A 12,619-nucleotide genomic window follows, 5' to 3' on the forward strand; every position below is an offset into this window, starting at 1 on the left:
CTGTGGCCAGCCACAGCCAGCGGCCCCAAAAAATATCGAGCCGCCAGCAGGGTTTGCTACGAGTTAACTACTGTATAACCGGTAGGCGCAGGCTGGATAAAAAGGCTCTGATGGCCTCTTGCTCGCTCTCTGCCAGAGCCAGGTAGCTATCGATCGAGCCGTTCGCTTCCGACGCTTCACCTTTATGCATCTTAATGGCGGCGTCCAGGCTAAGCGCGCGACCGTCGTGCATCCACGGGGCGGTATCGGCCACCCCCCACAGTGGCCGGGTTAAAAAGAGGGTATCGGCAACGGCATTGCCACCATCATCTTTCTGCGGCTCTTTGGTCGGCTCTGCCAAGTTGTTACCCAGTTGATGCCGTTTCAGATCGCTATAGAGCGGAACTTCAACCTGGTCGCCACTGTTGGGCAGGCGTGGTTGGGTTTCCGGTGGCCCCTTTTTAAAACTTAAGGTGTGGTTATAGCCTTTTAACTTCTGCTGTAACCAAAGTGAAAGCTTATCACTGGTGACCACCTCGCCCGGCGGCATCTTCTCGACCATGGTGTGCTTGACCACAAACTTTTCGATGGTGGGCGGCACGCCGTAGGGGGCGGTGATGAAGTAACCCCGGCTGACCATATCGCCCTCGATTTTCGGGGCGACCGAGTTGTAAGAGGTGGACATCATCTGGTTAATTTCACCGGTCATAGATTGGTCCATGCGCGGGTCACGGATGGTGGCTATATCGTGATTGAGGGTTAGGCTCGGCACATGGCAACTGCTGCAGCCCACCTGCTCAAAGAGTACCCGGCCGTGGCTCACCTGCGCCGCATCAAGCCCTTTGCTGGACTCTACCGGTGGTCGCAAAAAGGCGAGATAGGTAGCCACCGCGGTTACCTCCCCCTCTAAAATTTCATCGTAGAGACTATCGTTATCGTCCATATCTGGGTGATCGCGCAAAAATTCCGCTGGCTGAACACTGAAGTGAAAGTTCATGGCGTCGCGCACAAAATTGCGTAGGTTGCTGGCAATGCCACGCCACTGGAAGGGGCGCACGGTGAGGTCTTTGCTGATGCCCTCAAGCATTGATGTATCCAGTGTGCCGTCTGGCAGCACCTTAATTCTGCCAAAGCTGATGCCCTTAGTAATCAGTTCAACCTCGGTTCCGGGGTTGGCCTGAGCCTGCATCAATTTTTCCTGAAGATCCCAACTCATCTCCTCGGCCAGGCTCTGGGTATAACCGGCACCAAAGGCGTGGGGCGGGTTGCGAATAATACCCCGGGTTGCGTATTGTGGTTCGCAGCCTGGTTGCTCGGCGGAACAGGCAAAATCCGCCAAGCCAAAGGCGTTGGAGGCAAAGCCGGCACCACCACCGGTAAAGCCGGGTTGCTTGGCAAAGCGAATTTGGCTGTTATCGGCCAGATAATTTTTCTGGGGGGCAAAGCCCGCGGCCAAGTGGCATTCCAGGCAGGATTGCGAATCGAGGCCGTTAAAGCGGAGAAAGGGGTAGCCGGGGCGGCCGAACAGTTTGTAATTACTGGTGCGCGGCCCCAGTTGCGGGTGTTCACCGTAATGGTCTTCGGCGGTAAAACGGTTGGAGAAGATATGTTTACCCGCATAAAAAAGATCTTCAAAAGCGACATTACCCTGGTTGATATCATCCTGTGAGTAACGCACGTCATCGATTAAATTACGTTGATCAGCCAGCGGCTGATCGTTGCGGGATTTAACTCCGCCGCAGGCGGTAAGCGCCAGAAGGATCACTCCTAGTGCGCTGGTCAATAGCATCGTTTGGTATCGCATCCCTTCCTCCACAAAAAGCTATCGGGTGGTTATTGAATTTATTTAATGTGCTCAGTAGATAAAAATAAAATTACTGAGGTGAATTTATGCTGCTCGAAAAGTTCTGTATGGATGGTGTGACTACGTGCGGCTGTGAAAATTGGCAAACAGGTTGTATAAAAAGGTTATGGTTTTTAGCTGGGCAAATTAATACATTAGATGCTATTTATATGTCTTTAGTGGTTATCTATTCTTAACAAAAACTTACACCTAAAGAACATTGGGGTGTTAAATATTATAAAAATTAAAAAAGTTTCTAATTTGTTGTTATTAGCTTTCTGGAGATTAATTGTTGCAGATGGGTGAGGGTTGTTTTTGAGGGGGTGAAATAAATCGATATTGAAGAGTTTGTTGTTCTATTGTCTGCTGGTTGTTTTAAGTGACAGCTTATGTTGGCTCTGGCGTTACGGTTTAATTGGGTGGTTTGCGTGTACGTGGTTAAATTGACGGCTGATTGTTGGTTCTGTCTCTAATTTACGAGGTGATGGGGAAGTTAATAACAGCTAGTTAGATGCTTTTGGAGATTGAGACTTTGATAAAAATAGATCGCTGCGTATGGCGGTCTTATAAAGTAGGTAGGAGAGTGAAGCGAGTAGTAGTTAAGAGTTGCAATTCTGAATCGAAGGCCTGTTCACCTGTAAACCTTACCACTGTCTAAAAATAGGTGATCCCAAAAAAGGCGGCTCCCTTCACAAACACAAATAGAGTGACCTCTTAAAATCCCCCGCCAGTGCAGAGCGGGTAGTGGTTTAACCTGGGTTGTCAACGCCAGGCGGTTGAGTCCATCGGTGGTACGGGGTGGTTAAGGTGTGAGGTAATGCGGTGCGACGACCCTAGGTTTTTACCGGCTCTGGGCTGCAATTACGCGATACACCTCATTGCCTACCCATAACCACAGGAACAGATTATGCCGCTAAATAATATCTACGACTTTACCATGAGCGATGAAGAGTTTGATTCGGTGATCAACAATATCCAAACCGTCGTCGAACAACTGGCACCACACGTCGTCAGCCTCACCGCGCAAAGCCGCCTGGAGTTGCCCAAGCTGGGAGAGCGCACCGTCGCCTTTGTTGATAAAAGCTATGAATATGGCCGCAACCATGCGGAGCTGGTGCCGCAGTTTTTGGATTTTCAGGCGCTCGACCGGGATATGCGTGCGGTGCGTATGCTGGGTGAACTCACCCGTTTATTACGACCACTACTTGATAACGTCGACGACAGCCTGACACTCGCCGGCAGCGAAGCCTACCAGGCGGCGTTGGTCTTCTACCGCTCGGTAAAGGTGGCCGCGCAATCACAAGTGCCCAATGCCAAAAGCATCGCCGACGATCTCTCTGTCCGGTTTCCGGGAAGGGGGCGTGGTGCCAATACGGCCGTTGATACACCAGTGGCAACGTTGGAAGCAACTGAGTAAACTCCAGTAAAAGCTATTAAAAAGCAGAGCTGCAAGTGGTGTTGTTGGTTAAGCTGTTAAGCCTGCATAGCTAATAACCAGCAAGCCACTTGCAGTCAAAGCGGTTTGGGTTAAATTAATTTTCAATAAACCGAGAGTCACCTAGACGCATTTCGACAATCCGCTATACCACAAAACGCTTTAAACCTAACCGTGTTTAATTAACCCGCCTTTGATCAATTTATTAGGGACCAGTTAGCCCTCGCCGCCGTTAGGGCGCCAACCCTTCCCATAACCAATAAATCCTTCATAACCGCGGTGCTAGCTTTACCAAAGCAACACAACGAAATGCCCACCCATCCCATCTCTGGCTACCTCTACGCGAGAAAAGTCCCTGTTTGAGTGAGCGCATTTCCCAATCAACATAGAAAAGTGCTGGTTGAATCTAGAAAAATGCTACCTAAACTAGGAAAAATGCCAGTCGAACCAAGAAAAGTTCCACATCGAGATAGAACAATACTAGATTGACCTAGCAAATTGCCTGTGCTGGGTAGCAAATTGCCAGTGGCAGAGGCAAAAATGGCTATCGCAGTCACTTTGGTGCTAGGTAAGGAGGCAATTTTTCTACCTAAGGCGGCAAATTGCCTCTCGCTGGTAGAATTTTCTCGCTTGGGTAGGCATGTAATTGGGTTGGAGTGGCATTTTTGTGGGTGGGTAAGGCAATTATTGAATTGCAGCAGAAGTGATAGGAGAGTATGTGGCTGATATTGTTGTGGTATATGCCACCAATGATTGGACCAAATAACTTTTCGCTGGCTATCTGAAAGTCGATCCAGGTAAACAAAGGCTAAACAAAAGGCTTCGAAGTGAGCCTTTTTGAATTTGGCTTAAATGTCGGAGCAAATGCTCATCGTGACAGTATCTCTTCATTACTTTGATACGAATGATAAGAAAAACCGACTTTTCATCGCCTAATGGTATTTAATTCTCAAGAGCTGGGTAATTAGTTGTCGAAGATTGGCTGCACAATCCGAAACCAGCAACCACTACTCCACCGCATTAGCCGTCAAAAACATCGCTTTTTCCAAAGCCGTAAAAAAGTCCTGGTACACCGCCGGGTCTTCAATCGCTTTTAAGTTGTACTGGGCATTGGCCCGTACCAACATCTGGTTTTCCGATTTCTGTCTGACTGTTACCGTCATTTTCATATTGTAGCCATCCAGTTTCATGCCGGAGACGGTACCCAGTTCGGCGTCGGCATTGCTGATCACGAAACTTAGATCCTGCATGGTGGCGATAACGGTTCTGACCACCCTGTTTTGATCGTTGGTTTCAAAGGTTCTGGATTGCATGTTGCGCAGTTCCACCTGGTTGTCGCCGCCGAGGATGCGTTTATCCTGACCGGCGCAGGCGGTGAGGAGTAGTGGCAACAGGGCCAGGAGGAGGATTCTGACGTTCATATTTTATTAGCCTCCAGGAATACCGATTTGGACAGCTTATCGAAGAACTCTTCGTAGAGTTCCGGGGTTTGAATGGTCTCGGCACGGGATACTCGGCCGCGGTCATTCCAGACAATGCGTTGAAAGGTGACGCGGGCGAGGTAGCCCTCTCTAAGTTGAGAGCGGTTGGTAACCAGCGAGACGTTGATCTGCTGTTCTTTGTCGGTTGCTATGTCGACGCCTGTTACCACAGCCACAAAGATGGCCGCCGCAATCTGTTTACCGCTTTTGGCACTGACATTTTTTGAGGCGGTGATCAAGCCGACGTCTTTCTCGGTGGTGACTATGTTGTAGCCCATGTCCTGCAGTACGGCGATACCGGCAGAGAGCAGGGCAACTTCATCTTCGGTTTCGTAGAGGCGGGTCTGCTGCTGCCGGTCTTCCAGGGTGGAGGTGGATAACTCAAAGGTGGGCTTAGCGGCGCCCGCCCCGCTGGCAAACAGCAGGGCTAGCGCCATTAACGCCAGGCAGATTGGTTTACTCATCACACTTCCCTAACCCGCATTAAAATTTGGATGAGTGGTAGGCGAAGTCGCGAACCAGGTTGTTCTCATCAAATTTAATAATGATGGTCAGGGTGCGTTGTGTCGTGGAGCGGGCTTTGGCGCTGGTGTTACCACCGGCTAATACCAGAAAGACCCAGCTGTTGCTGGAGGAGGTGACGGTGTCGGTGGCGACCTTGTCGTACACCCACACTTCGCGGCGCTGTTCATCGGTGGAGACGATATTGGGCGAGCCCAACACTTCCGCCACCTGGGCGCCGGACATGCCGATTTTGATCTCCTTCTGTACCGTGCCGACGGTGAGCTGTTCGCCGTTGTCGATACCCACATCCTGGGCGTGCTGGGCCGCGCTGGTGCAGCCACCCAGTAAGAGGGCGGCCAGGGTTAGGGGCAGTAGGTTTTTCATTGCGTACTCCTGTTATTGCTCAATCACTTCGTTCCTTCGCGGTATTTCGGGCCGGCTTGTGGCCTTATCTTCGCTGGGTTAGCGCGGCCAATTAGCCGGTTGCACCCGTATGATGCCGGTGAGTTTGGGCACAATTGCACCTAAGTCCCCAATACTAACTTAATCCATTAATTAAGTGCCAGATTAAATTTCGACAGATATGTTATTAAAATCAACAGATTACTGTGTACGTCGTATTGTTTGTTGGTGTCATCTGTATGAAATGACAGGTTAAGAGGTAGAGGTATCTACGTGCTGGCTCTGTATTCACAGTGGCGTTTAGGCCGGCAATAACGCAAGTTCAGAATCGAGTTTCACCGAAAAAGTGTAGAGCAGTTTGTCGCGTTTAAGGAGCGCTTTTATAGTAAGCGCCACGAGAGTTGAGTTTCCTGACAAGGCGCGACGGAAATTCGCCGCTTGGTCAACTTGCACGATTGAAGAACTTTTAGGAACGCGTGAATAGCAATCTAAACTAAAAGCTGCAAGCGTTGGGTAATCGAACAATCAATCGGAAATAAAATCAGGCATTAATTTTATCCATTAAACACTCCACATCAAAATCCTTTCACCCATACATTCTTATCAATCAAAGAAAAAGCCCGGCTTTGCCGGGCTAAATACAAAGAACGACCTAACCAACTAAATCCTATTTCGGTAACCCTAAATTCTTGGTGTTATTGCGCGGGGCGATGGTTAGTGCTGCGAGTCGATTAAGAGCAGAAAACGTAGCAGCCTTGTGGTTGGGAGTGGGCGGCGATCCAAGCTGGGCTGGCGATATTCATGGCGTCGTAACCGCTGTCGGGGTCGGCGCTGCGGTGGCGTTTGATCAGAGATTTACCCGCGTCTAAATAGAAGCGAATTCCGAACATACCGCGGTAGCCCGCATCATCGTGGTGATCAAGCTCGGCGTAGAGGGAGAAGCCAATAAAATCCTGGTAACCGGGTTGCCACTCAAAGCCGATGGTTTCGCTGGGACTGCTATCGTGATGGTGATTGAGCTTGGCATAGAGAGCCAAATTTTCATTCGCGTACCAGCTGCCCTTGAGCTTCAGGTAGGGGTCTTCATCGGCGACGGAGTAGCCACTGGTGTCTATCTCTGATCGTTCATATCCGGCGATGGCGTGCGCGGTAAAGTTTGTGAAGAATTTTTCTGCTTCAACGCCCAGGCGATAGTTTTTGAAGTCATCAATGGCGTGCCAGGAGCCGATGACGCCAACCATGGCGTTCTCTGGGTTGCGCCAAAAAAGATGGCCGGCGGCCGCGGAGAGATTGCCGGCTTCGTGATTACCTGAGACCAGGTCGACCTGTATTCCCAGGCTATCGGTAACGGGGGCGGTGAGGGTAGCCTCCATTGCTGAGGTTTCACTGTGGCCTGTGTGCAGGGTTAACTTACCATTGATTGCGTCAACAGCGGGTTCAACCGCGCTGGCGCTAACGGCGGTAACTAAACCGGCGAGCGCCAGTACGGCCTGGGTGGATTTTTTCATTTCAGTTCCTTTAAGCGAGTTTCGTGTTAATTAAAACGCGGGCAGTTGTTGGGTGTTGGCTACAGCCCAGCCTTAGTCAATCTGTTTATCCGCAGATGCCTGGGTAGAAAGCTCTACTGGCTGCAGAGCCATCGCACATGGGGGAGGTGTTGTTGTTCCAGAAATCGTTGCCGCTGTCTGGATCGGCGCTGCGGTGGCGTTGGATAAGTGATTTACCGCCGTCAAAATAGAAGCGAATTCCTACCAGGCCTCGGTTACCTTCGCCTTCGGTATGGTCGAGTTCCGCAAACAGTGAATAGCCGATATTCGCGCTGTAACCCGCTTGCCATTCCGCGCCAATGCCGCCACCGGTGCGTTCGTGGTGTTGATTCAACTTGGTGTACAGCGCGAGATTATTCTGCGGATACCAGGTGGCTTTGAACTTGCCATAGGCGTCTTCGATGGTATCCGAGTGGCCTGCTTCTTCTGCTTTGCTACTTTCATAACCGGCGATGGCTCGCAGGGTTATATCGTTTAAGAACTTTTCCCCTTGTAAAGCGATACGCCGATTATCGATCAGCTCGAACGAGTGCCAGCTGGCAATCACGCCCAGCAGAGCGGAGCTTGGGTCACGCCAAAAAAGATGGCCGCTCACCGCCGAGACATTGCCCAATTCATGGTTGCCGGAGGCGATATCCACCTGCGCACCGATTGCATGGGTTACCGGTAGTGTGAGGTTAACATCGACCAGCGATACCTCATCGCTACCAACAATCAAGGAGGCTTTTGCGTTGATTGCATCAACCGCCGGCTCTGCGCCTACAGTAACTGAAGTCGACAGGGCGCCTGCAATTAACAAGGGAACAATCGATTTTTTGAGCATAGTTAAACCTTACTTACAACGAAGGGTAGTGGTTCTCTAATGGAAGATTGAGAACGAATTTGGGTGAGGAGTATAAATAGTGCTAGGTTAAAAATTGCACAAAATTGGCAGGTACAGCGTGGTCATAAACTTCTAAATCCGTTAGCCGTGGTGGCGGTCCATCTCTGCTTTATAGCAACAGTGTTGTTGATAATTAATCTGTGAATAGAATTAGACGACAGCCCAATAAATTGCAAAAAAAGTCACAAAAAAGTTGTTATTGCCTGAGCCGCTTCGGATAAGCGGACGATTTATGAGGTCGGGAAGCAGTGGTGATTAAAAAATACTCAGGCGTTGCGGTCGAATGAAATAACTTGGTGAGCAATCGAATGTTTTGCCGTGTGTCTATACGCAGTAAGCTGGCAGCGGTGTTTTGTGGTTGAGTTAATGTGCCTCTGTCGTTCATTTTTTGAGGGATAGTTCAAAAAGATTAAGTTGTGAAATAATCCGATTACTTAAAATCTTCCCTTGGAATTTGCCCTATCCAGATTTTCAAAAATAAAAAAACCCGGCATAGCCGGGCTGAAGAAGTAGTGAACTTTTTGTGGGTTAATAAAGAAGCTATTTTCTTTCCTCTTTATTATTACCGCTTAAAATCTGTGCAACGGTGTAGCGTTGTTTGATTTTAAGCGGCTCGCCGATGGTTATGGTTGTTCAACCATTAACCAAACTGATTCATAGTGTTGTCTTTACCAGAGGCCTTCAGTGCGGCGTCACCGGAGAAGTACTCTTTGTGATCGTCGCCCATGTCGGAGCCGGCCATGTTTTGGTGTTTCACGCAGGCGATGCCTTGGCGAATCTCTTTGCGCTGTACACCGGCAACGTAGCCCAGCATGCCTTGCTCACCGAAGTACTCTTTGGCCAGGTTGTCGGTAGACAGGGCCGCAGTGTGGTAGGTGGGCAGTGTGATCAGGTGGTGGAACACACCGGCGTTGGCCGCGGCATCTTTCTGGAAGCTTTGAATGCGACGGTCGGCTTCAATAGAGAGTTCGGTTTCGTCGTACTCGGCGCTCATCAGGTTGGCGCGGTCGTAAGCGGCAACATTTTTACCCTCTTCACTCCAGGCATCGAACACTTGTTGACGGAAGTTAAGCGTCCAGTTGAACGATGGGCTGTTGTTGTACACCAGCTTGGCGTTGGGCACTACCGCACGGATGCGATCAACCATGCCGGCGATCTGGCCGACGTGGGGTTTTTCGGTTTCGATCCAGAGCAGGTCGGCGCCGTTTTGCAGTGAGGTGATGCAGTCCAACACGACGCGATCTTCACCGGTGCCTTTGCGGAACTGGAACAGGTTGCTGGGCAGACGTTTTGGCTTCAGCAGTTTGCCGTTGGCTTTGATCACCACGTCGCCGTTTTGAATTTCATCGGCGCTGTTAACGTATTCGCCATCGAGGAAACTGTTGTACTGGTCGCCCAGGTCGCCCGGTGCGTTGGTTACGGCGATCTGTTTGGTGAGGCCGGCACCGAGGGAGTCGGTACGCGCAACGATGACACCGTCGTCAACACCCAGCTCCATAAACGCGTAGCGAACCGCGCGGATTTTGGCGAGGAAGTCGGCGTGGGGCACGGTTACTTTACCGTCCTGATGGCCACACTGTTTCTCGTCGGAAACCTGGTTTTCAATCTGAATACAACAGGCACCGGCTTCAATCATCTTCTTAGCCAACAGGTAGGTGGCCTCTTCGTTACCGAAACCGGCGTCGATATCGGCGATGATGGGCACCACGTGGGTTTGGAAGTTGTCGATTTGGTTCTGTATGTCTTTGGCTTTTATCTGGTCGCCGGCATCACGGGCGGCATCCAGGGCGCGGAACAGGCCACCCATCTCGCGGGCATCAGCCTGGCGCAGGAAGGTGTAGAGCTCTTCGATCAGACCGGGCACGGCGGTTTTCTCGTGCATGGATTGGTCGGGCAGCGGGCCAAAGTCGGAACGCAGGGCGGCGATCATCCAGCCAGAGAGGTAGAGGTAACGGCGCTTGGTATCACCAAAATGTTTTTTGATGGCGATCATTTTTTGTTGGCCGATAAAACCGTGCCAGCAGCCCAGTGATTGGGTGTAGTTGGCGTGGTCCTGGTCGTAGGCGGCCATATCTTCACGCATGATTTTGGCGGTGTATTTGGCGATGTCCAAACCGGTTTTGAAACGGTTTTGCAAACGCATGCGGGCGACGGATTCGGCGTTGATGGCGTTCCAGGTGGCGTTACCTTCGATGGCCTGACCCGCTTCGGCGATGGTGTTTTGGTAGTTCGGCATTGTTTGAATCTCCAAATTGCAAAATTGATAAGCGTTTTGTTTCTCGTTGTTCGGGTTTGCCGCCCCTTTTTTGGGGGGCGGCGGCTTGTTGTTTGCCCGTAGTCTGTTATTCAGTGCTCAAGCGCTTTTTTTCAGGCGGCGGTAGCGGTGCAACAGCGGTTCGGTGTAGCCGTTGGGCTGCTGGCGGCCTTCAAAAATCAGGGCGCGGGCGGCCTGGTAGGCGATGCTGTTCTCCACATTGGGCGCCATGGCGTCATAGCTCGGGTCGCCGGCGTTCTGCTCGTCGACCACCGCCGCCATGCGCGCCAGGACCGTTTGTACCTGCTCACTGGTGCAGATGCCGTGGGTCAACCAGTTGGCGATGTGCTGGCTGGAGATGCGCAGGGTGGCGCGATCTTCCATCAGGCCCAGGCCGTTGATGTCGGGCACCTTGGAGCAGCCGACGCCCTGGTCGATCCAGCGCACCACGTAACCGAGAATGCCCTGGCAGTTGTTTTCCAGCTCGCGCTCGATCTGCTCGGCGCTCAGGCTGCCGGGCTCTGCCAGCAGTGGCAGTTGCAGCAGGTCGGTCACCGGCGCCGGCTGTTCGTCGCACTTACCTTCCAGCAGAGCGAAGACATCGACTTTGTGGTAGTGCATGGCGTGCAGCGTGGCCGCGGTGGGTGAGGGCACCCAGGCGGTGGTGGCACCGGCGTTCACGTGGCCGATCTTCTGTTTCATCATCTCGGCCATGGCATCGGGCATGGCCCACATGCCTTTACCGATCTGGGCGCGGCCGGGGAAACCACACTGCACACCGATGGCAACGTTGCGCTGCTCGTAGGATTGCAGCCAGGTTTCGCCTTTCAGGCTGCCCTTGGGCATGAACGGGCCGGCCATCATGCTGGTGTGGATCTCGTCACCGGTACGATCCAGGAAGCCGGTATTAATAAAGAAGACGCGATCGCGGGCGGCCAGAATACAGGCCGTCAGGTTCAGGCTGGTGCGACGCTCTTCATCCATAATGCCGATCTTCAGGGTATTCTTCGGCAGACCGATCAGCTGCTCGACGCGGCTGAACAGTTCGCAGGTGAAGCGCACCTCTTCCGGGCCGTGCAGTTTCGGCTTAACGATGTAGATGCTGCCGGTGCGGCTGTTGCGGCACTGGCCTTTGCCGTCCAGATCGAGTTTGCCGATCAGGGCGGTAACCACGGCATCGACAATGCCTTCGGGCAGCTCGTTGCCGGCTGCGTCGGTGATCAGCTCACTGGTGGTGAGCAGGCCAACGTTGCGTACCAGCATTAACGAGCGGCCGGGTAGAGTCAGCTCTTCACCCATGGGGCTTAAGAACGACTTGTCGGCGTTCAGGCGGCGGGTGAGGGTCTCACCGTTTTTCTGGAAGGTGTCTTCCAGAGTGCCGAGCATCAGTCCCAGCCAGTTTTTGTAGACTTCAACCTTGTCTTCGGCATCGACGGCGGCGATGGAATCTTCGCAATCCATAATGGTGGTCAAGGCGGCTTCCATATGGATGTCGCTGATCACCGAACCGCGCTCGGTGCTCTGGCCACTGGTAACCAGCTCCAGCTCAACGTGCAGGCCGTTGTTGCGCAGCAGAACAGACTCCGGTGCGTTGGCATCGCCTTCGAAGCCAGCGAATTGCGCCGGGTTGGCCAAGCCGGTGGTTTTGCCGTCGGCAAAGTAGGCCACCAGGTGGCTGGAGAAGACGGAGTAGTGGTTCACGTCGGCGTGGCTGCCCTTGTTGAGCGGGAAGCTCTCGTCGAGGAACTGCTGGCAGTAGGCGACTACCGCCTGACCGCGGGCTGGGTTGTAGCCTTTACCGGCGGCCAACTCACCTTCGGTGGCGATGATGTCGGAGCCGTACAGGGCGTCGTAGAGGCTGCCCCAGCGGGCGTTGGCGGCGTTGAGCGCAAAGCGTGCGTTTTTCACCGGTACCACCAACTGCGGGCCGGCCATAGTGGCGATTTCGGCGTCGTTGTTTTCGGTGGTGATCGGCTCGGGCATCGCCTGGGGTTGCAGGTAGCCTATCTCCTGTAAAAAGGTTTTGTAGGCATCGGGCGTTATATTGCCCTGGTTTTCCTGGCACCATTGGTCGATACGGGCCTGCAGATCATCGCGCACGGCCAGCAGGCGGCGGTTTTCTGGGGTTAGGTCATCAATCAGCTGGACAAAACCGGCCCAAAACTCATCGGCATTGAGATTGGTTTGGGGCAGTACATAGGTCTCCAGAAACTCAAAAAGCTCTGGGTTTACCCGGGCAAGCAGTCCCTGGCTTGCGGCTTTGTCACTAACAACGGATAGGTCCATGGCTG

The 12,619-nt window shown here is 52.4% G+C and carries 9 protein-coding genes; 1 reads left to right on the forward strand and 8 read right to left on the reverse strand.

Annotation, left to right across the window (positions count from 1 at the left end; translation table 11 throughout):
- Nucleotides 1–67: 67 nt before the first annotated feature.
- Nucleotides 68–1,783 (reverse strand): di-heme oxidoredictase family protein, encoded by a 1,716-nt coding sequence (locus SBL51_RS15705; RefSeq protein ID WP_317932031.1) that lies wholly within the window; start codon nucleotides 1,781–1,783, stop codon nucleotides 68–70.
- Nucleotides 1,784–2,729: 946 nt separating this feature from the next.
- On the opposite strand from SBL51_RS15705, the gene SBL51_RS15710 reads away from it, so the two are divergent.
- On the forward strand, nucleotides 2,730–3,239 hold the full coding sequence (locus SBL51_RS15710) for a hypothetical protein (RefSeq protein WP_317932032.1): 510 nt from the start codon (nucleotides 2,730–2,732) through the stop codon (nucleotides 3,237–3,239).
- 1,025 nt (nucleotides 3,240–4,264) lie between these two features.
- On the opposite strand, the gene SBL51_RS15715 is transcribed toward SBL51_RS15710, so the two are convergent.
- The 7 genes from SBL51_RS15715 to SBL51_RS15745 form a co-directional block, all read right to left on the reverse strand.
- Nucleotides 4,265–4,678: a hypothetical protein gene (locus SBL51_RS15715; RefSeq protein ID WP_317932033.1), complete on the reverse strand. Its 414-nt coding sequence runs from the start codon at nucleotides 4,676–4,678 to the stop codon at nucleotides 4,265–4,267.
- The gene (locus SBL51_RS15720; RefSeq protein ID WP_317932034.1) at nucleotides 4,675–5,202 is read right to left on the reverse strand and encodes a hypothetical protein; all 528 of its coding nucleotides are present in this window, start codon (nucleotides 5,200–5,202) and stop codon (nucleotides 4,675–4,677) included. The genes SBL51_RS15715 and SBL51_RS15720 overlap by 4 nt, the downstream gene beginning before the upstream one ends.
- 19 nt (nucleotides 5,203–5,221) lie before the next feature.
- Nucleotides 5,222–5,626, reverse strand: coding sequence for an outer membrane protein assembly factor BamE (gene bamE, locus SBL51_RS15725; RefSeq protein WP_317932035.1), 405 nt, complete (start codon nucleotides 5,624–5,626; stop codon nucleotides 5,222–5,224).
- A gap of 749 nt (nucleotides 5,627–6,375) precedes the next feature.
- Nucleotides 6,376–7,152 carry a hypothetical protein gene (locus SBL51_RS15730; RefSeq protein WP_317932036.1) on the reverse strand — a complete coding sequence of 259 codons (777 nt, stop codon included), beginning with the start codon at nucleotides 7,150–7,152 and terminating at the stop codon, nucleotides 6,376–6,378.
- Between the two features lie 85 nt (nucleotides 7,153–7,237).
- A complete protein-coding gene (locus SBL51_RS15735) occupies nucleotides 7,238–8,014 on the reverse strand; it encodes a hypothetical protein (protein WP_317932037.1) in 777 nt (258 codons plus the stop codon).
- Between the two features lie 700 nt (nucleotides 8,015–8,714).
- Complete coding sequence (locus SBL51_RS15740) at nucleotides 8,715–10,310, reverse strand: isocitrate lyase (protein WP_317932038.1); 1,596 nt, start codon at nucleotides 10,308–10,310, stop codon at nucleotides 8,715–8,717.
- A 117-nt stretch (nucleotides 10,311–10,427) separates the two neighbouring features.
- On the reverse strand, nucleotides 10,428–12,614 hold the full coding sequence (locus SBL51_RS15745; protein ID WP_317932039.1) for a malate synthase G: 2,187 nt from the start codon (nucleotides 12,612–12,614) through the stop codon (nucleotides 10,428–10,430).
- Nucleotides 12,615–12,619: the final 5 nt, after the last annotated feature.

Origin of the sequence: Halioxenophilus sp. WMMB6, from assembly GCF_033283405.1 — a bacterium.
In the GTDB taxonomy this organism is placed as follows: domain Bacteria; phylum Pseudomonadota; class Gammaproteobacteria; order Pseudomonadales; family Cellvibrionaceae; genus Halioxenophilus.

Excerpts from the sequence above, each read along its gene's own strand:
- SBL51_RS15705 (WP_317932031.1), bottom strand. The coding sequence starts at position 1,783 with ATGCGATACCAAACGATGCTATTGACCAGCGCACTAGGAGTGATCCTT.
- SBL51_RS15710 (WP_317932032.1), top strand. The coding sequence starts at position 2,730 with ATGCCGCTAAATAATATCTACGACTTTACCATGAGCGATGAAGAGTTT.
- SBL51_RS15715 (WP_317932033.1), bottom strand. The coding sequence starts at position 4,678 with ATGAACGTCAGAATCCTCCTCCTGGCCCTGTTGCCACTACTCCTCACC.
- SBL51_RS15720 (WP_317932034.1), bottom strand. The coding sequence starts at position 5,202 with ATGAGTAAACCAATCTGCCTGGCGTTAATGGCGCTAGCCCTGCTGTTT.
- bamE (WP_317932035.1), bottom strand. The coding sequence starts at position 5,626 with ATGAAAAACCTACTGCCCCTAACCCTGGCCGCCCTCTTACTGGGTGGC.
- SBL51_RS15730 (WP_317932036.1), bottom strand. The coding sequence starts at position 7,152 with ATGAAAAAATCCACCCAGGCCGTACTGGCGCTCGCCGGTTTAGTTACC.
- SBL51_RS15735 (WP_317932037.1), bottom strand. The coding sequence starts at position 8,014 with ATGCTCAAAAAATCGATTGTTCCCTTGTTAATTGCAGGCGCCCTGTCG.
- SBL51_RS15740 (WP_317932038.1), bottom strand. The coding sequence starts at position 10,310 with ATGCCGAACTACCAAAACACCATCGCCGAAGCGGGTCAGGCCATCGAA.
- SBL51_RS15745 (WP_317932039.1), bottom strand. The coding sequence starts at position 12,614 with ATGGACCTATCCGTTGTTAGTGACAAAGCCGCAAGCCAGGGACTGCTT.